The 24,195-nt window shown below is 60.3% G+C and carries 20 protein-coding genes; 9 read left to right on the top strand and 11 right to left on the bottom strand.

Going from position 1 to position 24,195, the window contains the following annotated elements; genetic code table 11:
• Positions 1 to 2: 2 nt before the first annotated feature.
• The 5 genes from ACQY1L_RS06405 to ACQY1L_RS06385 form a co-directional block, all read right to left on the bottom strand.
• Positions 3 to 1,247: a cysteine desulfurase gene (locus ACQY1L_RS06405; RefSeq protein ID WP_430243392.1), complete on the bottom strand. Its 1,245-nt coding sequence runs from the start codon at positions 1,245 to 1,247 to the stop codon at positions 3 to 5.
• 33 nt (positions 1,248 to 1,280) lie between these two features.
• Positions 1,281 to 2,564 carry a Fe-S cluster assembly protein SufD gene (sufD, locus tag ACQY1L_RS06400; protein WP_430243390.1) on the bottom strand — a complete coding sequence of 428 codons (1,284 nt, stop codon included), beginning with the start codon at positions 2,562 to 2,564 and terminating at the stop codon, positions 1,281 to 1,283.
• Positions 2,565 to 2,584: 20 nt separating this feature from the next.
• Positions 2,585 to 3,340: a Fe-S cluster assembly ATPase SufC gene (gene sufC, locus ACQY1L_RS06395; protein WP_062456726.1), complete on the bottom strand. Its 756-nt coding sequence runs from the start codon at positions 3,338 to 3,340 to the stop codon at positions 2,585 to 2,587.
• A 63-nt stretch (positions 3,341 to 3,403) separates the two neighbouring features.
• On the bottom strand, positions 3,404 to 4,873 hold the full coding sequence (gene sufB, locus ACQY1L_RS06390) for a Fe-S cluster assembly protein SufB (protein ID WP_113110548.1): 1,470 nt from the start codon (positions 4,871 to 4,873) through the stop codon (positions 3,404 to 3,406).
• Between the two features lie 147 nt (positions 4,874 to 5,020).
• Entirely contained in the window at positions 5,021 to 6,187 is a 1,167-nt protein-coding gene (locus ACQY1L_RS06385) for a cysteine desulfurase family protein (protein WP_430243388.1), read from the bottom strand.
• A 255-nt stretch (positions 6,188 to 6,442) separates the two neighbouring features.
• Between ACQY1L_RS06385 and ACQY1L_RS06380 the strand changes: the two genes are divergently transcribed.
• Positions 6,443 to 7,120: an alpha/beta hydrolase gene (locus ACQY1L_RS06380; protein WP_062456717.1), complete on the top strand. Its 678-nt coding sequence runs from the start codon at positions 6,443 to 6,445 to the stop codon at positions 7,118 to 7,120.
• Between the two features lie 57 nt (positions 7,121 to 7,177).
• Here the strand turns inward: ACQY1L_RS06380 and ACQY1L_RS06375 are convergent, their stop codons facing one another.
• The gene (locus tag ACQY1L_RS06375) at positions 7,178 to 8,380 is read right to left on the bottom strand and encodes a GGDEF domain-containing protein (RefSeq protein ID WP_184653221.1); all 1,203 of its coding nucleotides are present in this window, start codon (positions 8,378 to 8,380) and stop codon (positions 7,178 to 7,180) included.
• Between the two features lie 209 nt (positions 8,381 to 8,589).
• Here ACQY1L_RS06375 and tyrS point away from each other — a divergent pair, with 209 nt between their 5' ends.
• Positions 8,590 to 9,843, top strand: coding sequence for a tyrosine--tRNA ligase (tyrS, locus tag ACQY1L_RS06370; RefSeq protein WP_430243385.1), 1,254 nt, complete (start codon positions 8,590 to 8,592; stop codon positions 9,841 to 9,843).
• Between the two features lie 52 nt (positions 9,844 to 9,895).
• On the opposite strand, the gene ACQY1L_RS06365 is transcribed toward tyrS, so the two are convergent.
• Complete coding sequence (locus ACQY1L_RS06365) at positions 9,896 to 13,303, bottom strand: DUF3971 domain-containing protein (protein ID WP_430243383.1); 3,408 nt, start codon at positions 13,301 to 13,303, stop codon at positions 9,896 to 9,898.
• Positions 13,304 to 13,417: 114 nt separating this feature from the next.
• On the opposite strand from ACQY1L_RS06365, the gene bcp reads away from it, so the two are divergent.
• From bcp to ACQY1L_RS06345, 4 genes are all read left to right on the top strand, one after another.
• Positions 13,418 to 13,885, top strand: coding sequence for a thioredoxin-dependent thiol peroxidase (bcp, locus tag ACQY1L_RS06360; RefSeq protein WP_062456705.1), 468 nt, complete (start codon positions 13,418 to 13,420; stop codon positions 13,883 to 13,885).
• A gap of 158 nt (positions 13,886 to 14,043) precedes the next feature.
• A complete protein-coding gene (locus tag ACQY1L_RS06355; RefSeq protein ID WP_192086438.1) occupies positions 14,044 to 15,351 on the top strand; it encodes a M23 family metallopeptidase in 1,308 nt (435 codons plus the stop codon).
• Between the two features lie 228 nt (positions 15,352 to 15,579).
• Complete coding sequence (locus ACQY1L_RS06350) at positions 15,580 to 17,133, top strand: DEAD/DEAH box helicase (protein ID WP_062456700.1); 1,554 nt, start codon at positions 15,580 to 15,582, stop codon at positions 17,131 to 17,133.
• Positions 17,130 to 17,555, top strand: coding sequence for an NUDIX domain-containing protein (locus ACQY1L_RS06345; RefSeq protein WP_430243380.1), 426 nt, complete (start codon positions 17,130 to 17,132; stop codon positions 17,553 to 17,555). The genes ACQY1L_RS06350 and ACQY1L_RS06345 overlap by 4 nt, the downstream gene beginning before the upstream one ends.
• A gap of 224 nt (positions 17,556 to 17,779) precedes the next feature.
• Here the strand turns inward: ACQY1L_RS06345 and ACQY1L_RS06340 are convergent, their stop codons facing one another.
• Genes ACQY1L_RS06340 through ACQY1L_RS06325 form a run of 4 tightly spaced genes read right to left on the bottom strand, consistent with a single transcriptional unit; the run spans position 17,780 to position 20,777 of the window.
• On the bottom strand, positions 17,780 to 18,106 hold the full coding sequence (locus tag ACQY1L_RS06340) for a TfoX/Sxy family protein (protein ID WP_430243378.1): 327 nt from the start codon (positions 18,104 to 18,106) through the stop codon (positions 17,780 to 17,782).
• Between the two features lie 2 nt (positions 18,107 to 18,108).
• The gene (locus tag ACQY1L_RS06335; protein WP_430243376.1) at positions 18,109 to 19,752 is read right to left on the bottom strand and encodes an NTP transferase domain-containing protein; all 1,644 of its coding nucleotides are present in this window, start codon (positions 19,750 to 19,752) and stop codon (positions 18,109 to 18,111) included.
• A 3-nt stretch (positions 19,753 to 19,755) separates the two neighbouring features.
• Complete coding sequence (locus ACQY1L_RS06330; RefSeq protein ID WP_113165599.1) at positions 19,756 to 20,451, bottom strand: XdhC family protein; 696 nt, start codon at positions 20,449 to 20,451, stop codon at positions 19,756 to 19,758.
• Positions 20,448 to 20,777 carry an XdhC family protein gene (locus ACQY1L_RS06325; protein ID WP_062456684.1) on the bottom strand — a complete coding sequence of 110 codons (330 nt, stop codon included), beginning with the start codon at positions 20,775 to 20,777 and terminating at the stop codon, positions 20,448 to 20,450. The genes ACQY1L_RS06330 and ACQY1L_RS06325 overlap by 4 nt, the downstream gene beginning before the upstream one ends.
• Positions 20,778 to 20,974: 197 nt before the next feature.
• On the opposite strand from ACQY1L_RS06325, the gene ACQY1L_RS06320 reads away from it, so the two are divergent.
• The 3 genes from ACQY1L_RS06320 (at position 20,975) to purB (ending at position 24,191) form a co-directional block, all read left to right on the top strand.
• Positions 20,975 to 22,036, top strand: a complete 1,062-nt coding sequence (locus ACQY1L_RS06320; protein WP_371816187.1) for a branched-chain amino acid ABC transporter substrate-binding protein — start codon at positions 20,975 to 20,977, stop codon at positions 22,034 to 22,036.
• 70 nt (positions 22,037 to 22,106) lie between these two features.
• Positions 22,107 to 22,781, top strand: coding sequence for a ribulose-phosphate 3-epimerase (gene rpe / locus ACQY1L_RS06315; RefSeq protein ID WP_062580820.1), 675 nt, complete (start codon positions 22,107 to 22,109; stop codon positions 22,779 to 22,781).
• A gap of 102 nt (positions 22,782 to 22,883) precedes the next feature.
• On the top strand, positions 22,884 to 24,191 hold the full coding sequence (purB, locus tag ACQY1L_RS06310; RefSeq protein WP_062456678.1) for an adenylosuccinate lyase: 1,308 nt from the start codon (positions 22,884 to 22,886) through the stop codon (positions 24,189 to 24,191).
• Positions 24,192 to 24,195 lie beyond the last annotated feature (4 nt).

Below are 24,195 nucleotides of genomic sequence, written 5' to 3'. Positions count from 1 at the left end.
CTTCAGGAAAAGAAATCGCGGGCGTAGTCGAGCGCATCGGCCAACGCATCCACTTCGGCGCGGGTATTGTACATGCCGAAGGATGCACGGCATGTGGAGGTAACGCCGAAGCGTTTCAAGAGCGGCATGGCGCAATGGGTGCCGGCTCTCACCGCCACACCGCGCCGGTCGATCACCATCGAGATGTCATGCGCATGAATGCCGGCAAGCTCGAACGAGAAGATCCCGCCCTTGCCCGGCGCATTGCCGATGATCCGAAGCGAATTGATCGCACTCAGCCGCTGGGTGGCATAGGCTGTCAGATCCGCCTCGTGCCTTGCAATCGCATCACGCCCGACCTTGTCCATATAGTCCAGCGCATGACCGAGACCGATCGCCTGAACGATCGGCGGTGTCCCGGCCTCAAACCGGTGCGGCGGATCGTTGTAGGTAACAAAATCTTCGGCCACGTCGATGATCATCTCGCCACCGCCCATGAACGGCCGCATCTCTTTCAGACGGTCCGCCTTGCCATAGAGCACGCCGATGCCCGAGGGACCGTAGAGCTTGTGGCCGGTCATCACGAACCAGTCGCAGTCGATATCGCGCACATCGATCGGCATGTGGACAGCGCTCTGGCTGCCGTCGACGAGAACGGGAATGCCGCGCTCGTGCGCGATACGGCAGACGTCCTTGACCGGAACCACCGTACCAAGCGCATTCGACATATGGGTGATGGCAACCAGCTTGGTCTTGTCCGTCAGCGCCTTTTCGAAGTCCTCGAGATGAAAGGCGCCGTCGTCATCGACCGGGATCCAGACGATCTTCGCGCCCTGCCGTTCGCGAATGAAGTGCCATGGCACGATGTTGGAATGGTGCTCCATGATGGTGATGACGATCTCGTCGCCCTCACCGATATGCGGCATTCCATAACCGTAGGCGACCGTGTTGATCGCCGCCGTCGAATTGCTGGTGAAGATGATCTCGTCGACGGACCCGGCATTCAGGAAACGGCGCACCTTTTCGCGCGCCGCCTCATAGGCATCCGTTGCCGCATTGGAGAGGTAGTGAAGGCCGCGATGCACATTGGCATACTCGTTCGAGTAGGAATGCGCGATCGCGTCGATCACGGCCTGCGGCTTCTGGGCAGACGCCCCGTTGTCCAGATAGACCAACGGCTTGTTGCCATGCACCATGGTCGAAAGGATCGGGAAATCCTTTCGGATCGCTTCGACGTCGTAAGCTGTCGCAGGGTTGATCTGGTCCATGTCATGCCTCATTTTATGAGACACACCTGAAAATCAGGCGTGCTTTTCGAGCCAGTCGGAGATGACGCCTTCCAGCGCCTCGACGAGCTTTTCTTCTTCCAGTTCCTCGACGATCTCCGCGACGAAGGCGTTGACCAGCATTCCACGCGCCCTGTTTTCCGGAACGCCGCGTGCCATCAGGTAGAAGAGATGGTTGCGGTCGATATCGGACACCGTGGCGCCATGGCCGCAGATCACGTCATCGGCAAAGATTTCCAGCTCCGGCTTCACCGAGAAATCGGCGTCGTCGGACATCAGAAGCGTATTGCACGCCATCTTCGCATCGGTCTTCTGCGCGTCCGGGGCGACCTTGATCATGCCCTGGAACACACCGCTCGCCTTGTCGAACAGGACGTTACGGATGATTTCCGTGGAGCTCGTATGGGGAACGTTATGGCCGAGAACCATCGTCACGTCCGTATGGGTATCGCCACCGAGCAGGTTGACGGCACGCAGCGTGAACTCCGACCCCTCGCCCTGAACCTCGACGCGAAGCTCCTGGCGCACCAGCTTGCCTCCGGCGTTGACGATGAACAATCGCAGCTTGGTATCGGTACCCAGCGATATGCGGATCTGACCGAGATGGGTGTCGTCAGCCCCTTGAGTCTGGAGGATGATCCAGGTGATCTCAGCGCCGTCCTGCAGCGTCAGGTCGCTGATCGACGATACGAGTGCCGCATCCTCAGTCACCGCGCAGTGACGCTCGATGATCGTTGCCTTCGAACGCGCTCCGAACACCGCCGGAAACCGCGTGTGGACCTGACCGGCACCGTGAACCGCCTGAAGTTCGATGGGCTGCTCGACCGCAACGTCAGCCGGTACGGAAAGCGCAAAGCCGTCACGCACGAAGCTGCCATTGATGCGACCGATCGCGTCGTCCTTGTCGAACGCTGCAAGACCCGCCACTGCCGAACCATCGGCGAGCTGGTCCCTGAAGACCGAAAGCTCGACGCCATCGATCGTGGCGCGGTTGTCCGCTACGCCCTGAACGATCGAAAGGACCTTAGCCCCTTCGACCAGCGGCGCGATCGGATCGACCGAAACGCCGCCGGCGACACGCTCTGGAACAGCGCGCAACAGGTTCTTTAGATCCGTATAGTGCCAGGACTCGATGCGTCGCGTCGGCAGGCCCGACCGCTTCAGATCGTCCAGAAGCCGATCGCGGGTTCCCGTGACAGCACCGTTGCCCGGCAATTCGCCGACCTGGGCCGCAAAAGCCTCGACGAGCGCCGTTTCGGCGGCCGTCAGCCGGACGGGCTGATTGATTTGCATGTTCATGCCAAATTCCTTCCCGCGTCTCAGGCTGCTCTGCCGATGATGTCCGCGTAGCCATTGGCCTCGAGTTCGAGCGCCAGCGCCTTGTCACCGGTGCGGATGATCTGGCCCTTGTAGAGAACGTGGACCGTATCCGGCACGATATAATCGAGTAGGCGCTGATAGTGGGTAATGACGATCGTCGCACGATCCGGCGACTTCAGCGCATTGACGCCATCTGCCACGATCTTGAGCGCATCGATGTCGAGGCCGGAATCGGTCTCATCCAGCACGCAGAGCAAAGGCTCGAGCAGCGCCATCTGGAGGATTTCCGCGCGCTTCTTCTCGCCGCCGGAAAAACCGACATTGAGCGGACGCTTCAGCATGTCCATGTCGATCTTCAGCTCGCTGGCGGCTTCCTTGACGCGACGGATGAAGTCCGGCGTCGTCAGTTCGGCTTCGCCGCGCGCCTTGCGCTGCTCGTTCATGGCCACCTTGAGGAACTGCATGGTGGCGACGCCCGGGATTTCGACCGGATACTGGAAGGCGAGGAAAATGCCCTTGGAGGCACGCTCCGCCGGATCGAGCTCCAGAATGCTCTCACCGTTCAGAAGGACTTCGCCCTCGGTGACTTCATAGTCCGGACGGCCGGACAGGATGTAGGAGAGCGTCGACTTGCCGGAACCGTTCGGTCCCATGATGGCGGCAACTTCGCCAGCCTTCACGGTGAGGTTCAGGCCACGGATGATTTCGGTGCCGTCTTCGGCAATGCGGGCATGCAGGTTTTTGATCTCAAGCATAGGTCTATCTTTCCGGATACTCTTTAGTGACGCGCCAGGCGCGCTATTCAAATGACAGGCCGATCAGCCGACGGAGCCTTCGAGCGAAATCCCGATCAGCTTCTGCGCTTCGACCGCAAATTCCATCGGCAGCTGCTGGATGACATCCTTGACGAAGCCGTTGACGATCAGGGCGATCGCTTCTTCTTCTGGAATGCCGCGCTGCATGACGTAGAACTTCTGGTCGTCGGAGATCTTCGAGGTTGTCGCTTCGTGCTCGATCTGGCCCGACGAGTTCTTCACGTCGATGTATGGCACGGTATGCGCGCCGCACTTGTCGCCAATCAGAAGCGAATCGCAGTTGGTGAAGTTGCGGGCGTTTTCAGCCTTGCGATGGATAGAAACCTGACCGCGATAGGTGTTCTGCGAAACGCCGGCCGAAATCCCCTTCGAGATGATGCGGCTCGACGTGTTTTTGCCGAGGTGGATCATCTTGGTGCCGCTATCGATCTGCTGGTGACCGTTCGACACGGCGATCGAGTAGAACTCGCCGCGGCTATCGTCACCACGCAGAATGCAGGACGGGTATTTCCAGGTGATCGCTGAGCCTGTCTCGACCTGGGTCCAGGAAATCTTCGAACGGTGGCCGCGGCAATCGCCACGCTTGGTCACGAAGTTGTAGATACCGCCCTTGCCCTGGGCATCGCCCGGGTACCAGTTCTGAACGGTCGAATACTTGATCTCGGCATCGTCGAGAGCAACAAGTTCGACCACTGCGGCATGCAGCTGGTTCTCGTCACGCTGCGGCGCCGTGCAGCCTTCGAGATAGGACACGTAAGCGCCTTCCTCAGCAATGATCAGCGTGCGTTCGAACTGGCCGGTGTTCTTCTCGTTGATACGGAAGTAGGTGGACAGTTCCATCGGGCAGCGAACGCCCTTCGGCACGAACACGAACGACCCATCGGTAAACACCGCAGCGTTCAGCGTGGCGTAATAGTTGTCGGTGGCCGAAACGACGGTGCCCAGATACTGCTTGATCAGGTCCGGATGCTCGCGGATGGCTTCAGAAATCGACATGAAGATCACGCCGGCCTTCTGAAGTTCCTTCTTGAAGGTCGTGACAACAGACACGGAATCGAACACCGCATCGACGGCAACCCGCGGCTTGTCGACGCCAGCAAGGATTTCCTGCTCGCGCAACGGAATGCCGAGCTTTTCATAGACGCGCAGCAGCTCGGGATCGACTTCCTCGAGCGACTTCGGACCGGACGTGGTCTTCGGCGCGGCATAGTAATAGAGATCGTTGAAGTCGATCTTCGGATAGTCGACGCGCGCCCAGGTGGGCTCTTCCATCGTCAGCCAGCGCTTGTAGGCGTCCAGACGCCATTCCAGCATCCATTCGGGCTCCTGCTTCTTGGCGGAAATGAAGCGGATGATGTCTTCCGAAAGGCCCTTGGGCGCCTTGTCCACTTCGATGATGGTTTCGAAGCCGTATTTGTACTGATCGATATCGATCCCACGGACCTGATCGATTGTTTCCTGGACAGCTGGCATGTTCATTCTCCAAATCTTGCCGGCTCAAATTCCGGCAATTCTGTCATGTCTCCGGGAGGTTCTGTTCCTCCCGTATGTAGGCGCCAAAAGGCGGTTTTCACACCTTTAGGCAAGTAGAAAGTTGCGCTCGCACAAATTAGAGCGCTGTCACGCCGCAACGCCTTGTGCCTTGCGACGGGCTGCGATTTTGGCAAAAGCCGCAACCGCACGCGTAATGTCTTCGTCTGTCGTGTCGGGGCCGAGCGAGATGCGCAGCGCACCCAGCTGCGGATCCCGGCCCATCGCCGTCAGCACATGGCTCTCGCCGACCTTGCCTGAAGAGCAGGCCGAACCGGCCGAAAGCGCGATCCCTTCGATGTCGAAAGCGATCTGACCCGTCTCCGCCTTCAGCCCCGGCAGGGTGAAGAAGCAGGTGTTGGAGACGCGTGAAACATCCGCCCCATGGATCATCACATCGGCAGCAGCCTTGCGCATCTCGCCTTCGAGACGATCTCGCAACGCGCCGATACCGGCATTGCGCTCATCGAGGTCTTCGCTCATCGCCGCAGCAGCAGCGCCGAAGCCGACGATCGCGTGAAAATTCTCCGTGCCCGAACGGTGACCCTTCTCCTGCCCGCCACCGCGGATCAGCGGCTTCGGCATCAACACTTCGCCGCGCGAAATCAGGGCGCCGACACCTTTCGGACCGCCGATCTTGTGCGATGAGAGTACAATGAAGTCCGCATCCAGCCTCACGATATCGACCGGGATGCGACCGACCGCCTGCACCGCATCGACGACCAGAAGCCCGCGATGCCTGTGGACGATCTCTGCAGCCTCCGCCACCGGCTGGATCACGCCGGTCTCGTTATTGACCAGCATCAGCCCGACCATTGGAAGGCCAAGAGAATGGTCATGCGCCGCCATCAGGGTTTCCAGCGCCGAAAGATCCGCGATGCCTGTGGGCGTCACCGGTATCTCGATCACCTGAGCGGGATCGAACCTGCCGCCTTCGCGGATCGCCGGATGCTCGATCGCCGAAACGTAAAGAGCGCCGATCGCGAGGGGCGAACGGCCCATCCGGTAGTCAGGGGTCAGAACGTGGTTCGAGGCCTCCGTCGCACCGCTGGTAAAGGTCACAAGCGCTGGATCTGCACCGACCAAGGCCGCAACCTGGCGCCGCGCCTTGTCGACGGCCGCGCGCGACAACCGGCCCTCACCATGAACCGACGATGCGTTGCCGGGAAGCTGAAGTGCCTCCAGCATCGCAGCACGCGCCGGCGCACTCAAAGGTGCCGTCGCGTTCCAGTCGAGATAGGTGCGGTTCAACGCCATTGCCTGATCAGATTCCGTCCCTAATTACCGTTGGGTCTCATCTAGGGTTGCCGCAGGCCGCATTTTTCTTGAAATTCCGGCCACGCTTGCCTTAAGAGACATCGCATCGGGCGCTGCCAAGGCGGCCCCAATTTCGAATGGTTCTAAACTGGGTTTTAGAAAAGCTGAGCGGCTTCGTCAAGTCAAACTCGACGGATGAACCGTGGATAGCAACCCAGTCTGGCATCAGATCACGTTTGACCGACCGGAGTACCGATGCCCGAAGTGATTTTCAACGGCCCTGCAGGCCGCCTGGAGGGCCGTTATCAGCCTTCCAAGGAAAAGAGCGCGCCGATCGCCATCATCCTGCATCCGCATCCGCAGTTCGGCGGCACGATGAACAACCAGATCGTATACCAGCTCTTCTACATGTTCCAGAAGCGCGGTTTCACGACACTCCGCTTCAACTTCCGTTCGATCGGACGCAGCCAGGGCGAATTCGATCACGGTGCAGGCGAACTGTCCGATGCCGCATCGGCACTCGACTGGGTCCAGAGCCTGCATCCGGATTCGAAGAGCTGTTGGGTCGGCGGTTATTCCTTCGGCGCCTGGATCGGCATGCAGCTTCTGATGCGCCGCCCGGAAATCGAAGGCTTCATCTCCGTTGCGCCGCAGCCGAACATCTACGACTTCTCGTTCCTCGCGCCCTGCCCCTCGTCCGGCCTGATCATCAACGGCGATGCCGATAGGGTTGCGCCTGAAAAGGACGTCAACGGCCTCGTCGAGAAGCTGAAGACCCAGAAGGGTATCCTCATCACGCACAAGATCATCGAGGGCGCCAACCACTTCTTCAACGGTCAGACCGAAACGCTGATGGGCGAATGCGAGGATTACCTCGATCGCCGCCTCAATGGCGAACTCGTCCCCGAGCCGGCTGCCAAGCGCATCCGGTAAGCGTAGTACCCTATCGATAACACAGAAATGGCCGCGTTTGCGGCCATTTTCGTATCTTCAGTTGACCGGTCGCACATGTGCCGCACGCGGACGCCCATCGTCTGACGTCGCTTCATGAACCCGGTTACGGCCGGCCCGCTTCGCGGCATAGAGCGCCACATCCGCCTGCCGGAACATTTCGTCGAGCGCGTCGGGGCTGGTGAGATTGGCGACGCCGAAACTCGCCGTGATCCTTGAGGTGGGTGGCAGACCCGCCACCGACATCGCCATCGTGCCGCCCCTCAGAGCCTGAGCCACCATCAGCGCAACGTCCATCGGCGTGTTGGGAAGGAACACGGAGAACTCTTCGCCGCCCATCCGGCCGACGATTGCTTCTTTTGGCGCGCACGAGGAAAGCAAGGTCCCGAAACTCTGGATCACCATATCCCCGGCATGATGCCCATAGGTGTCATTGATGGTCTTGAACCTGTCGAGATCGCATAAAACCACCGCATGCGGTCCGTTTGGAAACGTCGCGATTGCGGATCTCACCCGGCGCTCGAAGCCGCGCCGGTTTGCAAGGCCCGACAGAGCGTCGCTTTCCGACACGCTGCGTTCATCGGCCATGATTTCGAGCACCAGCACCGACAGCAGGGTCAGGCCGACCGCGACCATCAGAACAGCCGTCAGGCTCTGGGAGATCAGCGCATAGTCGGTGCGGATATAGTCTGTCGCGACGGACCCGGCACCAACGGCGATCGCAAGTACGGCCTTCGCGATGAAGTGTACCCCTGTGACCGCAAGGAGCGCGCACACGACCTTGTCGATCAGCAGTTGCCGGTTCGAGCGCAACAAAGCCTGCAGAACCACGCCGGCGCTTGCGAGGATAACCAGGGCAAACGGAGTCTGGTAGGAAAATGCGTGAAGCGGCGTACCGGGCCGCAGATCATAGACGAAGACGTTTCCGAAGGAGCTGACGGCGAACATCAATCCGGCAAGTCGACGGTTGATGCGAACGTCATAGAGACTGCCAATGCCGAACAGCAGGAAAATCATGCCACCGAGAACGGTTGCAAAAGCTCCTATCGCCCAGGGACGCGGCCAGGGCAGATAGGCGACGGCAATCTCGCAAACAGCGGCCAGTGAAGCGACGCCGAAACCGGCCCCGAACCAAAGCGCGGCAACGCGCGACCGACTGCGGGTGGAAACAACCGCAAACACGATACAGAAACATATCGCGACGACGAAATTCACCCCCAGGAAAAAAACTGCCCCGTTCATCGACCCAACAATACATTTAGAAAATATGAAATGCCGCCATTCCCGCCATCACCTTATCGGCTCGGCACAAAACAAAAGATTAACGAACCGTGACGGCGGGTTACAGAGTAGTGCCTGCTCATTTGCCTTCATTTTTGAAGTGATAAACGCCCGAAACAGTGCTAGACGCCGGCTCTCAAGACACAAAAACGCATCCACAGAGAAGTAAGATGTCCAGGTTCAAGTCCGATTTCCTCAGCACGCTCGACGAGCGTGGCTTCATTCACCAGATTTCCGACGAATCGGGTCTCGACGAACTGTTCGCCAAGGAAACCGTGACGGCCTATATCGGCTTTGATCCGACGGCACCGAGCCTTCATGCGGGCGGCCTCATCCAGATCATGATGCTGCACTGGATGCAGCAGACCGGCCACCGGCCGATATCCCTGATGGGCGGCGGCACCGGCATGGTCGGCGATCCCTCCTTCAAGGACGATGCTCGCCAGCTGATGACGATCGACACGATCGAAAGCAATATCGCCTCCATCAAACGCGTGTTTTCCAACTACCTGAGCTACGGCGAAGGTCAGAAGGATGCGCTGATGATCAATAACGGCGACTGGCTGCGCGATCTCAACTACCTCGAATTCCTGCGCGATGTCGGCCGTCATTTCTCGGTCAACCGCATGCTGTCCTTCGACAGCGTCAAGACGCGCCTGGACCGCGAGCAGTCGCTGTCCTTCCTCGAATTCAACTACATGATCCTGCAGGCCTACGATTTCGTGGAGCTCAACCAGCGTTACGGCTGCCGCCTGCAGATGGGCGGCTCCGACCAGTGGGGCAACATCGTCAACGGCATCGACCTTGGTCACCGCATGGGGACGCCGCAGCTCTACGCTCTCACCTCGCCGCTTCTGACGACGTCGTCGGGTGCCAAGATGGGCAAGTCCATGAACGGCGCGGTCTGGCTCAACCCGGACATGCTGTCGGCCTATGACTTCTGGCAGTACTGGCGCAACACCGAGGATGCGGACGTCTCCCGCTTCCTGAAGCTCTACACGACGCTGCCAATGGACGAGATCGCCCGGCTGTCGGCGCTATCGGGCACTGAAATCAACGAGGTCAAGAAGATCCTCGCGACGGAAGTCACCGCCATGCTGCACGGCCGCGACAATGCCGAGCAGGCGGCTGAAACCGCCCGCAAGACATTCGAGGAAGGTGCCCTCGCCGACAACCTGCCCTCGATCGACGTCGCATCTTCGGAACTGGAGGCCGGTCTTGGCCTCCTGGCGCTGATCGTCAAGGCAGGCCTTGCAGCCTCCAACGGCGAAGCCCGCCGGCATATCCAGGGTGGTGCCGTGCGCATCAACGATGCCGCAGTCTCGGACGAACGTGCCGTGATCGGCACCTGCGACGTCACTGCCGACGGCGTGATCAAGCTGTCGCTCGGCAAGAAGAAGCATATCCTCGTCCGCCCGGCCTGAGTGCCAGCGGTCTGCAGACCAATGAAAAGGCCTCGTTCGCGAGGCCTTTTTTCTATTGGAACTCGAAGATTTGCCGGAACACACCGGGCGCGATGATCGACAGCGGGTTGATCGTCAGCTTCGGCTTGTCGAACACGCCTTCGAGCTTGAAGGTGATGCCGATCAATCCGCGGTCTCGTCCGTTGCCGAGGATGGCACCGATCAGCGGAAGCTCGCCGAAAAGCCGGTTGATTCCATAGGCCGGCATGAAGGTGCCGGTCATGTCCATGCTGCCGCGGGCGTCGCGCAGCATGCCCTGAAATGTCGCGCCGATCTGCTCGCCACGAACGATGCCGTTGGCAACAGAGAGCGCACCGTTTCGGTAGACGAGCGAGGCAAAACCGCGCTGGAAGCGCGCGGCGTTGAGATCGATTTCCTTCTTGACCGCCTTGCTGAGGCTTTCCCCATCCCGGCCCACAGGGGTCGATACCAGCGATTGCAGGCGCTGCTCGTCCACCAAAGCGAAGCTTCGGATGTCGACATTGCCGGCCCAGTCGGACCCTTGCGATCGCAGCCGCAAATTGAGAAGACCGCCCCGCATGTTGTTGTAGATATTGGCAAACCGCACGATGGCGCCGGCGTCGCCGCTGGTCATCGAGATCGTGTTGCCCTTCGTTATGTCGCTGACAACGGCCTGCCCGCTTTCCGTTACGGCGGAAAGGTCGGCCGAGGCAATGTCGCCATCGCGTATCGCAAACAACAGAGTGACGTTCGACAAGGCCTCGTCGTTGAAGCCGACCATGCGATCGAGCTTGGCACGGATCGTCGCGCCACCGCTGCTTTTGGCAGAGGAACCCGACCCACTTGTGCCCGGCGTAGCCGAGCGAAGTTTGGTGATGATAGGCCTTATATCGGCAGAGGATCCGCCGATCGACACGTCGAAGACACCCTTCGACTGCTTCACCGCAACGCTGAAATTATCGGACGGCGACAGGCGGGCGCTCGAGAACTCCGCCGACGCGAGGCTACCATTGGTGAGGACGATATTGCCCTGCGCGCCAAACCCGTCGCCCACCAGTTCGAAGTTCTTGAGCTCTGTCCGCTGGAGTCCCTCCCCGGCAATCTCGAACTGCGCCTTGGCACCGACGCCGTTGCCCTTCGTCCAGCCGATGCCCGGGATCGAGAGCGCAGAGCGCGTCAGATCGAGGCTGACGCCTTGCCTGGTATCATCGAGCCTGGTCAGTTCCACGCTGATCGTACCCTGGACGATCTCCGAGAGACCGGGCACCAGTTTGTCCCGCTGGCTGTCGCTGAGGACTGCCTTGATGACCTGTTCACGCTTGACAGTCGACGCGCTGTCGATCGGCTGCACGAGGGTGACGTCTGCAGGCACCTCGTCGATCGCAGCCTTCGCGCTCAGTCTGGCGGCCTGCGGATCGATATCGAGCGTGCCGTCGATATTGGAAATCTTGCGACCGGACACCGGCGTCGCCAGAGCAACGTCGCGCAGGTCCGCATGCGCATTCCAGACCGGCTTCGGCGGATTCTGGTCATTGACCAGACCAAACTGCGCCTTCACATCCACCCTGGCAGTGCCGGAAAAATCCGATGCCTTGAACTCTGTGTTTTTGAGGCCGTTGATGGGCTTGAAACTCGTGAGTTCCGCGATGGCATCTGCCGGCCCGCTCAGTTTCAGCGCGATATCGGCCATCAGAGGCTTCGCGTAGGTCGATGGGATCGAGAAGCGCCCTCCCTCAACCTTGACCGCGCGCCCCGACGGAAAAAACGAACCCGCCTGCGTGATGTCGACCTGCATCGCTTCGCCCTTCAGGTCGAAACGGCCGTAGATGTCGCGAAGCGGCGGGATGTCGGCGGGCAGGTTGACGCGCCCGTCGGCAAGGTCGAAACTGATCTGCAGTTCGTTGCGGTTGAGATCGAGCGGAACGCCCGGTCCCTTCATGCGTCCTGCCGGAATGAAGACGGCGATGGAGCCGTTGCTCAGCGTTCCCCCGAACATGTTTCCCATCACCCAGTCGCGTGCCTTGCGGGCCATCCAGAAGGGCCAGAGCTGCTTGATTGCAGTCACCTGCATCTGTGGCAACTGACCGCCGAAGCTGATTTCCGGAGACTGCGTGCCGAAGCGCACTTTCAGTGCAGCGGCCATCCGCCCAAGCGGACTGGACATCGCCATCTCGTCGAACTGCAACTCGCGATCGGCCGAGAGATAGCGTCCGACGGCTTTCAGATCGAACTGTGCCGGTTCTTCGGCGTTCGACGCGCCGGCTGCTGTTCCGCCGCTGACGAGGAGATCGAGACCGAACCCCGGCCGGTGGTCTGCCGGATCGACCCTATTGAGATCGACGACCGCGCCGGTGAACGGAAGGACAGTCGGGCCAAAACGCGCTTCCGATCTCTGGATTTCGATCGCGTCCTTGGTGAAATCATAGGCGACATCGATATCCGCGCCGCTGAAGGGCTGCTCGATACTGTCAAAATAGAACCGTCCGGGCGACTGCTTGAGCTTTGCGGTGATGACCGGAACAGTGGTCTCGCGCGAACGGGTGGCAGCAAGTTCAAGATCGACGGCACTGTCCAGCCCTTCGCGCGGCATCCCGGCTGCATCCCGATGCAACAGGAAGGACGTCACGTCCAGCCCCATGAGCTTTGCGGAAAGTCCGGTCGTCACGCCTTCGATAGTCTGGGATCCTGCCACCAGCGTTGCCTGGCGGTCGTTAAGGCTGACGATCCCCCTGATATCGATCTCGCCCTCGATGTTGCGCTGCATATTGAGCTCGTTGACGACGAACATCAGCGGCTTCTGGCCAGGGGCAGACGGCAGCACGATTTCGATGCCGGCAATCCTAACGAAAGCGGTGCCGGTACGCTCGATCAGGCCGCGCACTTCATCAAGGCGCTGGAACGCCTGCTCGAGCAGCTTCGGCATCGCATCGACGCGAACCTGCGACAGCGCCATAGGGTCGCCTGCCGGCAACTGCGCCGTCTCCAGCCGAATGCCTTGCGCGGAAATGTTGTTGATGGAAACGCGGCCGCCGAGAAGCTTCATCGGATCGATCGCCATCCGCAGCGCTTCGGCACGGCTCAGCCGCTGACCGCTCGCTTGCTCGACGATATCCACGTCGCGCGCCTCGATCGCGATCCGCATCACCGAATCAAACCGGATCGCCGTCGAACCGACCGAAGCGACATAACGGGGTCCGATCGCGTTGTTGAGGGCCGACTGGGCCCGCGCCGTCAGCGCGCCGTCGACGACGCCGCTCTCGATGGCGACAATCGCAGTTCCGGCAGCAGCCAGAATCAGCATCGTAAACAGCAAAAAAGTCTTGCCCACGCGGCGCATGCGCGATCGGCGCGGTGGGCAGTGTACGATAATGGGATCTTCCGCCTGTGCAGAGGGAAGTTCGTGCAGCGGAACCATATCCTTGCGGTTGAAGCTGACCTTTTCGCCGCGAATTTCCGCCATCAGGCTGACATTACCTTCTCAAGACCCGCTGCAGCCTGACTAGACGCAACGGGCACCAATAGACTACCGATGGGCCGACAATTGCTCAAGATCCCGGCGAAAGAAAGGAAATTCATGTCTGAATTGGCCATTGGCGACATCGCCCCACAGTTCGATATTCCCCGCGACGGCGGTGGTACCGTCTCGCTGCAGACGTTCGCCGGCAAGCCGGTGGTTCTCTACTTCTATCCAAAGGACGATACCAGCGGCTGCACCACCGAAGCGCTGGCGTTCACGGCCCTCCTCCCCGAGTTCGAAAAAACCGGCGCTGCCGTCATCGGCGTGTCCCCGGACACGGTGAAGAAGCACGACAAGTTCGTCGAGAAACATGCGCTCGCAGTGATCCTCGGATCGGACGAGGATACCGCCGTCGCAAATCTCTACGGCGTCTGGAAGGAAAAGAGCATGTACGGGCGCAAGTACATGGGAATCGACCGCACGACGTTCCTGATCGATGCCCATGGCCGGATCGCAAATGTCTGGCCGAAGGTAAAGGTTGCCGGTCACGCCGAAGAGGTGCTGAAAGCCGTACAGACCCTGTAAGACAGCCACCTCTCTGTCGCATGTTGATGCGAAATTGCGGTGTCACGCCTCCTGCCCTGCGGCACGAAAAACAACGGTTTGTTAACTATAAAGCGGTCTAGTGCGGAGGAAGGATCACCGCGCACGACTCGTCTCATGCGCATCTTCAGGAGCAGAAGGTGGCAAACGGAACTCAAAGCCGCGTTTTTGGAAATCGTGCTCCCGAGCACGTTCTCATTCTCGCAAGCGGCGAAAAGATCCGCCACATGACGATCCGCCCCTGGATGGCGGCAGTGTCCGTCTGCGTCGTCGGCGCGTTGGCGATCGGATATCTCGGCGCCACCAGCTATCTCGTGATCCGCGACGATCTGATCGGCGCAACGATGGCGCGCCAGGCGCGCATGCAGCATGATTACGAAGACCGGATCTCTGCCCTGCGCGCCCAGCTCGACCGCATCACATCCCGTCAGTTGCTCGATCAGCAGGTCGTGGAGCAAAAGGTCGAGAAACTGCTTGAACAGCAAAACGCCCTCTTTTCGCGGCACGGCAAACTTGGTTCGCTTCTAGACCGCGCGGAAGAATCGGGCATCGTCCCGTCCGCCGGCACCTCGTCGTCACCAGCTTCAGCCTATCAGGCAGAAGGCAAGGACAAGCAGGCATCCGTCAGTCATGGACTGGACGCGATCGAAGGCCTGTTGTCGAACCATTCCGCTCCGGCGGATCTCGGCGTCGCCAATCCATTGGCCTACACCCCGCTTCGCGAAAATCTCGCGGATCGAGCCGACCGCATCTTTTCCAAGGTGACTCTGTCCTTGAAGGACATCGAGAAGCGCCAGATCGTCAAGATCGCCGATCTCACCACTGGCGCATCGCAGACGGCAGACGCCATCACGTCCATCCTCCGGCGTACGGGCGTGCAGGTCGCGGCCGCTCCTCCGACCGAACCGGACCCGGGTATTGGTGGCCCCTACGTCCAGCCTCAGCTGTTCTCGGACACGTTCGACACATCGCTCGATGATCTCGATTCCGCGCTCAACCGGCTCGAAAGCGTCCGCGACGTGGCGCGCGAGCTGCCGTTCGGAAACCCGGCCCCCGGCCGTTCCGTCACCAGCCGGTTTGGTAACCGGATGGACCCGTTTGTCGGACGCCTCGCGCTGCATGCAGGCATCGATTTTCAAGCCGAGACCGGTGATGACGTGAAAAGTACGGGCGCCGGCAAAGTCGTTGTCGCCGGTCCCTCAGCAGGCTATGGCAATCTGGTCGAGATCGATCATGGCCAAGGCATCACCACGCGCTATGGCCACATGTCGCGCATCCTTGTCAGAGCCGGAGAGACTGTGGCTCCCGGCGAGGTGATCGGACGTGCAGGCTCCACCGGACGGTCCACGGGACCGCATGTTCATTACGAAGTGCGACGCGACGGTTCGCCGGTCGACCCCGTGCATTTCCTGAACGCCGGTATGAAGCTCGACAATTATCTCAATTAGGCCGCAAAGATGCGCGAGAGGTCCGGAATGGGTCATGCGTTGCGAAACTGAGCGCGTTCGACAACACATTGGAAGCCTTGCCGCCTCTATTCACCACATCCGGCAGCAATATTCCGGGATTTCTTGACTTTCCGGCATTTTGGTCCTATGTCGCGGGCCAGTTGTCGTACGCCAGTTACCGTCGGCACCGGATCACTTCCCCGAATTGCAACGGAAACAGATTTCCCTTTGACCACATTCGCTGATCTTGGCCTTAGCCAGAAAGTCCTCTCTGCAGTCACCGACTCGGGCTACACAATCCCGACACCGATCCAGGCTGGTGCCATCCCCTTTGCCCTGCAGCGCCGCGATATTTGCGGCATCGCGCAGACGGGAACAGGCAAGACGGCATCCTTCGTGCTGCCGATGCTGACACTTCTGGAAAAAGGCCGTGCTCGCGCCCGCATGCCACGGACGCTGATCCTCGAGCCGACCCGCGAACTCGCGGCACAGGTCGCCGAGAACTTCGAAAAATACGGCAAGAATCACAAGCTGAACGTCGCTCTCCTGATCGGCGGCGTGTCGTTCGACGAACAGGATCGCAAGCTTGAGCGCGGCGCCGATGTGCTGATCTGCACGCCAGGCCGCCTGCTCGACCATTGCGAGCGCGGCAAGTTGCTGATGACCGGCGTCGAGATCCTGGTGATCGACGAAGCCGACCGCATGCTGGACATGGGCTTCATCCCGGATATCGAAAAGATCGCCAAGATGATCCCGTTCACGCGTCAGACGCTGTTTTTCTCGGCAACCATGCCGCCGGAAATCCAGAAGCTGGCCGACCGCTTCCTGCAGAACCCGGAACGTATCGAGGTGGCAAAGCCTTCTTCGACAGCAACGACGGTGACGCAGCGCCTGGTCGCCGCTCACAACAAGGATTACGAGAAGCGCGCAACCCTTCGCGACCTGATCCGCGCGCAGGACGACCTGAAGAACGCGATCATCTTCTGCAACCGCAAGAAGGATGTCGCCGATCTCTTCCGTTCGCTTGAGCGCCACGGCTTCTCGGTCGGCGCGCTCCATGGCGACATGGACCAGCGCTCGCGTACCAATATGCTGGCAGGCTTCAAGGACAACCAGATCACGCTTCTGGTCGCCTCCGACGTCGCAGCGCGCGGTCTCGATATTCCCGACGTCAGCCACGTCTTCAACTTCGACGTTCCAATCCATGCGGAAGACTATGTCCACCGCATCGGCCGTACCGGCCGTGCAGGACGGTCCGGTCGTGCGTTCACGCTTGTGACAAAATCCGATGCTAAGTATCTCGATGCCATCGAAAAGCTGATCACTCAAAAGATCGAATGGCTGAACGGTGACATCGCTGCCCTGCCGGCACCGATGGAAAGCAGCGACAAGGGTCAGGAACGCGGCCAGGGTCGCGATCGTGGCGGCAAGCGTGGCGAGCGCGACAAGGATCGCGGTCGCGGCAAGCGCGCCGAGCAGACCAGGAGCGTAGAAGCTCCGGTCAAGATTGCAGAACCGACGAGCCAGGATGATCGGAGCCAGACGGAAAATATGATTGAAGCCAGGGTAGAAGACGTAAAGCGCGAACGTAGCGCCGACAGGAAGCCGCAGAACAATGGCGCACAACGCGCTCCTCGCCCGGCCCCTGCTCCGAATCCTGCCAATGACGACAACCGCGAGCGTCGCCGTCACTACCGCGACCACGATGACGGCCCGACACCAGTCGGTTTCGGCGACGACATTCCGGCATTCATGCTGATCGTCGCCAACGCCAAGGTTTGAATTTGTCCCTGAGACCCGGCATAGACTTTCCCGGCGTCGGCGCCGGGTTGGTCATTTTGCGGGATGATGGGAGGGTTCTCCTCTGCCGTCGCCTGAAGGCGCCGGAAGCCGGTTACTGGAACATCGTCGGCGGCAAGGTCGATAAGATGGAGCCGTCCGTGGATGCGGCACGTCGTGAGGCCGAGGAAGAAACCGGCCTGTCGATCGGCAAAGTTGAGTTCCTCTGCGCGACTGAACAGATCCTCCCGGAAGACGCACAACACTGGATCTCCATGATCTACGTCACACGCGATTTCTCCGGCGAGCCACGCTTGACCGAACCGGACAAGCTTTCGGATCTGGGATGGTTTGACCCTGCAGATCCGCCAATGCCACTCTCGGTCTTCTCGATCCGCGCATTTGAACATCTTTCCAAAATCTGAACACACAACTTCCAGCCCGCGGCGGACGTTGATAAAACAGCAACGCAAAAAGCCGTCCCGGTTTCCCGGAACGGCTGCCCGTGATGAAAACAGCGTTGTATTTTACGTCAGATGGAAACGCACCGACTGCTCGGTAAGCCTGCATCCCCCATTACGATGCCTATTTTAGCGCGAAACCTATTGCCTATTCAATACGCGAAATCTCGCAGTGCCAAAAATATAGGTTACTTGTCGATTTCACTCCGGATTGCGGCCTCGTAGGCCAGTCTTGTCCAATTTGACATGAGGTCGGGGTCCTCAAACGCATCTTCCGGTACCGTCCAGTAAGGCATCATCACGGACTTGCCCTTCTTGCCTTCGTAGCTCCACTGCCGCGCGCCTGCAGAAGCGAACTCAGGCGCGCTCACGGCATCGGCTTTCAGCATCAGTTCGTCGCGCAGCTCGATCGCGACGATGAGGCCCTGATGGTAGATGCCCTTGCCGCCGAACATCCGACGGATGCTGACGGACCCGAGACCTTCGAACATCTCTTCGATCGCGATAGTATCCATTGTCACGTCCTCAGAACGCCACCTGCAGCAATGACGGCTTCGGGCGTATCCACATCAAGATGGGCTGCCGGACCGATATCGACATCGATCACCGGAAGACCGGAGGTTTCGATAATCGCCCTTGCGCCGACATCGCCCTGCAGGTTCCGTACAGCATCATAGGTGGCGCGCGGCAGAACAACCGGATTGCCGCGCGTGCCGTTGGAGACTGCGCGCACGATCGCCTCGCCACCGGCGGCCCCAAAGGCACCGAGCAAGGCATCGATATGGCTGACGGTCACGCCCGGCATATCTGCCAGCATGACGAGGACCCCATCCGCTGCCGCGACATCGCGCCTCGTGAAGCCGGCAATCAGAGAGCTCGCCATCCCCGCTTCATGGGAGGGATTGTCTTGGAGACGGACGTCGAGCGATGAAAGCTCGGCCGCAATATCCTGCTGCCGGTGACCGGTGACAACGACCACGGGTGTGGCCTTCGAGGCCAACAGCATCTTGGCGGAGCGGCGCACGAGCGGCACACCGTCAAACTCAGCAAGCAGCTTGTGAAGGCCACTTTCTCCCATGCGCCTGGCCTGACCGGCGGCCAACAGGACAGCCGCAACCGAAAGCGAGACATCGTCCTTGCTCTCGCTGCGGTCCCGCGGCGCAGGCCTTGTCGGGATCTCCATCAAAAGTCCTCCCACACCCAGTGCGGCAATATCGTCCGATGTCGGTCTTTCGCCGGCAAGCAGCCGGTGGAGCATCCAGTCAAAACCGTTTTCCTTCGGAGACCGTGCACAACCGGGGGCTCCCAGTACCGTGACACCACCAATATCGCCGTAAACAAGAAGATTGCCGGGATCGACCGGCATGCCGACGCGGATCACCTCACCGCCAGCGGCTCGGATCGCAGCCGGAATGACGTCCTCTTCATCGGCAACGGCGGACGCACCAAACACGATCACCAGCGAAGGCTCGCGACAGTTCCCGAGATCAAGCGCCTGCAGTGCGGCGGTCAGGGCGTCGTGCGTATGCGGAATACGGATCTCGCGCACCAGTGTGCTGCCCGAAAGTGCAAGCCGCTGCTCGATGAGCTTCGCCGTTCGATCCATCACCGACGTCTTCAGCGTCGGAAGCTCCGTTGCAATCAACGTGACAGCATGAGCCTCGAACGGTTTGACCTCAAACGGTGTAGAAGCCCCAAGCAGCGCCACAGCCTTCCCGAGACAATCGCCATCGACAGCGAGCGGAATGATCTTGAACGTTGCGACCATGTCGCCTGCCTTGACCGATACGCGATCCTTGAGACAGGCAAGCGTGATCGACGGGTCCACGCCGTTGAGCGCGTTGACGACGTGCGTGTTGGCGACGAACAGACCGGCCGTTGCCGCATAAACGTTGACACGTCCCGTTGCTGGCTCCGAAAACGTGAGGTGATCAGGTGCGATTGCGGCGGCCAGCATTCCCGCCGCTTTGTCTTCAAGAACGTCTCCTGCATCTAGCCGCACGCCTATGACGGAAGCGATACCCTCTTCGCAAAGACGCTCGATGTCATCAGGCGCTAGCCGGTGACCCTTGTGCAGTCGTCCGCGCTGACCTTCAAACCGGATTGAATGGGCAAGCACTATGTTTTCGGCCTCACGCAACGGGAAGCTGGCGTATTTCATTCCCTAACCCTGCGTAAGGAGGTCGCGCCGGCGCAACGACCTGACGATGTCGGCAAGTGTGGCAAGCGCAATCTCGGCCGGGTTCGCAGCACCGATGTCGAGACCGATCGGCGCTGAAATCCGGGCAATCTCCTCCTCGGAATGTCCCATATCCTTCAGTCGATCAGCGCGCTTCGCATGAGTTTTGCGGCTACCGAGCGCCCCGACGTAAAAACAGCCCGCCTTCAGCGCCTGCGACAAGGGAAAATCATCGATCTTCGGATCATGCGTCAGGGCCGCGACAGCCGTATAGCTATCGAACGGTCGCTCTCTCAGCGCGTCTTCGGGCCACTCCGCGATGACATCGACATCACCAAACCGTTCTTTGGTGGCAAAGGCTGTCCGCGGATCGATGATCGTGAGGTCGTAGCCCGCCACCGGCGCCAGACGGGCGAGCGCCTGGCTGATATGAACCGCACCAATCACGACGATCCTTGGCGGCGGCAGATAGACATTGATGAACAGAATGCGGTTGTCAATTTCGACGCTCGTGGCCTTGCCGCTGCGCATCGCGTCCGCGATGGCGGCACCAAGCGGACCCTCCGGAACCGTTTCCTCGGAAACAAGAGAAATTTCGCCCGACGCAAGGTCGGTTATTGTCGCTGAGGCCCGTCTTTCCTGCCGGGCGCCGTTGAGACGCGCCAGATCATCGAACTTCATCGGCCGAGCCTTTCCACATAGACGCGGATCTTGCCGCCGCAGGAAAGCCCGACTTGCCATGCCGTCTCATCGGCAACGCCGAATTCCAGCATCTTCGGAGTGCCTGACGAAATCACCTCTATCGCCTCCGTAATCACGGCGCCCTCGACGCAGCCACCCGAAACGGAGCCGACGAAATTTCCCTCGCCATCGATCGCGAGATGGCTTCCGATCGGACGTGGTGCAGATCCCCAGGTCTCGACGACGGTTGCGATCGCCACGTCGCGGCCGCTTTCGGCCCAATTCTGGGCGGTGACGAGTGGATCAAGACTGGATGTGACGGTCATCGGTGCCTTTCAGACGGCAATTTTCGAAACACGCATCGGCGCGTCGTGACGATATGGAAGCCTCACCCGCGCTTTTCCATGTCTACGCGCAGTTTTTATCGTCGTGACGCGATTCTCTTTGACCGGTCGGATGGGAAAGCTAAATGTGCTGGAACGCAAGCCGCAATGAGTTAAGGGAAGGCATGGACATTCGCACTTTGATATCAGCCGGCCTGTTTGCCTCATTCCTCGCTGCTCCGTCTGCATCGGCTGCGATCATCGGCGTGGTCGCACCGAAATCGGGTCCATACGCCCTCCTCGGAGCCCAGATCTACCAAGGCGCCCGTGCGGCCGCCGAGGCCAATGGCGATACGCTGGTGGAGCTGGACGAGAGCTGTGACGAGAATGGCGGGCTCGCGGTATCGAAGTCTCTGACGGATGCAAAGGCCAGCGCGGCCATCGGCTTCCTCTGCGTGGAAACGCTGACGACGGCGATGCCCGCTCTGAAGGCCGCCGCTATTCCAGCCGTTTCGGTCTCGGTGCGGTCGAAGATTCTGATGGAGGATGCACTTCGCAACGACTGGCCGTTTTTCCGTCTGGCACCGACCGAAACCACCGAAGCGGATGCTGTTGCAGCTGCCATCCTATCCCGCTGGAAAGCCGAGCCGATCGCATTCATCGACGACGGCACGATCTATGGCCGCGAGCTCTCAAGCGCCGTGCGCCAGAAGCTGGAACCGTCAGGCATCCGCCCCGCGTTCACCGACGTGTTCAGGCCTGGCCAGGAGCAACAGATCGCTCTCGTCCGCCGCCTGGCAAAGGCCGGCGCGACCCATGTCTTTATCGGTGGCGACCGAAACGATACCGCCATCATCGTTCGCGACGCTGCAGCCGAACGCGTTTCCCTGACAGTCATGGGCGGAGATGCGCTGCGTGCCGCAAACCGTCCTGTTGGCCTTGCCAACGGCGTGCTCGCGGCAGCCCTTCCGGATTACGCAGTTGCGCCTGAAGCTTCCACCGCCGTCACGCAACTACGCGCAGGCAATGTCGAGCCGGAAGGCTACGTTCTGCCCGCTTATGCGGCAACAGAACTTGTTCACCGGGCGGTGACCGAGACGTCCAATGGTCGTTCCCTGACCGACACTCTTGCGGCAGGCTCCTTCACGACCGCGATCGGTCCTGTCGCCTTCGGCCCGGACCACGAATTGAAGCAGAACCCGTTCCGTCTGGTGGAGTGGCAAGGTACGGACTTTGTGGAGATCGGGCCCGCCACCGACTGATGGTCTGGCCAGGCGATTGTTCCTGTCGCCACGGGATGATAAAGCCTCCCTCAAACCGGAGACCCATCCCATGACCCTGCCGATCCGCATCGCCCCGTCCATTCTTGCCGCCGATTTCTCCAAGCTTGGCCAGGAAGTCATCGACGTCGTGCAGGCCGGCGCCGACTGGGTGCATCTCGACGTCATGGATGGTCATTTCGTCCCCAACATCTCATTCGGACCTGACGTCATCAAGTCGCTGCGACCGCATACGGATGCGTTCTTCGACTGCCATCTGATGATTGCACCGGCCGACCCCTTTCTTGAGGCCTTCGCCAAGGCTGGCTGCGACAGCATTACCGTGCACGCTGAATCGGGCCCTCACCTGCATCGCTCCCTGCAGACGATCCGCAGCCTCGGCAAGAAGGTCGGTGTGACGCTCAACCCGGCAACGTCGCTGTCCTCGCTCGAAAACGTGCTCGATGACGTCGATCTGATCCTGATCATGAGCGTCAATCCCGGCTTCGGCGGACAGAAATTCATCCCCGCCATGCTCGACAAGATTCGCGCGACGAAGTCCCTGATCGGTGACCGCGAGATCGAGATCGAAGTCGACGGCGGCATTACTGCGGACACGATCGGCGCTGCGAGCGCTGCCGGCGCCAACGTCTTCGTTGCTGGCTCCGCCATCTACAAGGGTGACGGCATCGACGCCTATCGCACCAATATCGAAGCACTGAGAACAGCGGCAAGCGGCGCGCGCTAACCATCCGGCGGCCTCTTTCCTGCAAACAAACCCGAAGTTATTGAGCTTTGGCCCGCTTGTTGCTACAGGCCGGGCAACACTTGACAGGAAAGCCGCACGCTCATGATCCCTCGCTATTCCCGGCCCGAGATGGTCGCCATCTGGTCGCCAGAGACGAAGTTCCGCATCTGGTTCGAAATCGAGGCGCATGCCTGCGACGCGCTTGCCGCGATCGGCGTGATCCCGAAGTCGGCGGCTGAGACAATCTGGGAAAAGGGCGGCAGCGCAACGTTCGATGTCGCGCGCATCGACGAGATCGAAGCCGTCACCAAGCATGACGTCATCGCCTTCCTCACCCACCTCGCGGAATTCGTCGGCCCCGACAGCCGGTTCATCCACCAGGGCATGACATCCTCGGACGTCCTCGACACCTGCTTCAACATCCAGCTCGTGCGGGCGACCGACATCCTGATCGCCGGCATCGATCGCGTTCTTGAAGCCCTCAAGACCCGTGCCTTCGAGCACAAGGATACGGTCCGCATCGGCCGCAGCCACGGCATCCATGCCGAGCCCACCACGATGGGCCTGACCTTCGCCCGCTTCTATGCGGAAATGTACCGCAACAAGACCCGTCTGCTCGAAGCCCGCGAAGAAGTTGCCACCTGCGCGATCTCAGGCGCCGTCGGCACGTTTGCCAATATCGATCCCCGCGTCGAGGAGCATGTCGCAGCAGCGCTCGGCCTGAAGGCAGAACCGGTTTCCACGCAGGTCATCCCGCGCGACCGTCATGCGATGTATTTCGCGGTCCTCGGCGTCATCGCCTCGTCGATCGAAAACGTCGCGATCGAAATTCGCCACATGCAGCGCACGGAAGTTCTGGAAGCGGAAGAATTCTTCTCGCCCGGCCAGAAGGGCTCGTCGGCCATGCCGCACAAGCGCAATCCTGTTCTGACCGAGAACCTGACCGGTCTTGCTCGCCTCGTGCGCATGTCGGTGGTTCCGGCGATGGAAAACGTTGCTCTATGGCACGAGCGTGACATCAGTCACTCGAGCGTCGAACGCGCCATCGGCCCGGATACGACCGTCACCCTCGACTTCGCCCTCAACCGTCTCGCCGGCGTCATCGAAAAGCTGGTGATCTACCCAGAGAACATGTTGAAGAACATGAACAAGTTCAAGGGTCTGGTCATGAGCCAGCGCGTCCTTCTGGCGCTTACGCAGGCAGGCACGTCGCGCGAGGATGCGTATCGCCTCGTTCAGCGCAACGCCATGAAGGTCTGGGAGGAAGGCAAGGACTTCCTCGAAGAGCTGCTGGCCGATCAGGAAGTCCGGGCCGCCCTTTCCGAGGAAGAGATCCGTGAGAAGTTCGACCTCGGCTACCACACCAAGCATGTCGACACGATCTTTACCCGGGTCTTTGGCGAAGCCTGATACC

This window comes from Neorhizobium sp. DAR64862/K0K3 (assembly GCF_050500185.1).
Taxonomy (GTDB): domain Bacteria; phylum Pseudomonadota; class Alphaproteobacteria; order Rhizobiales; family Rhizobiaceae; genus Neorhizobium; species Neorhizobium soli.
The sequence above is the reverse complement of the archived record's forward strand: the minus strand, read 5'-3'. Positions and strand labels throughout refer to the sequence as shown.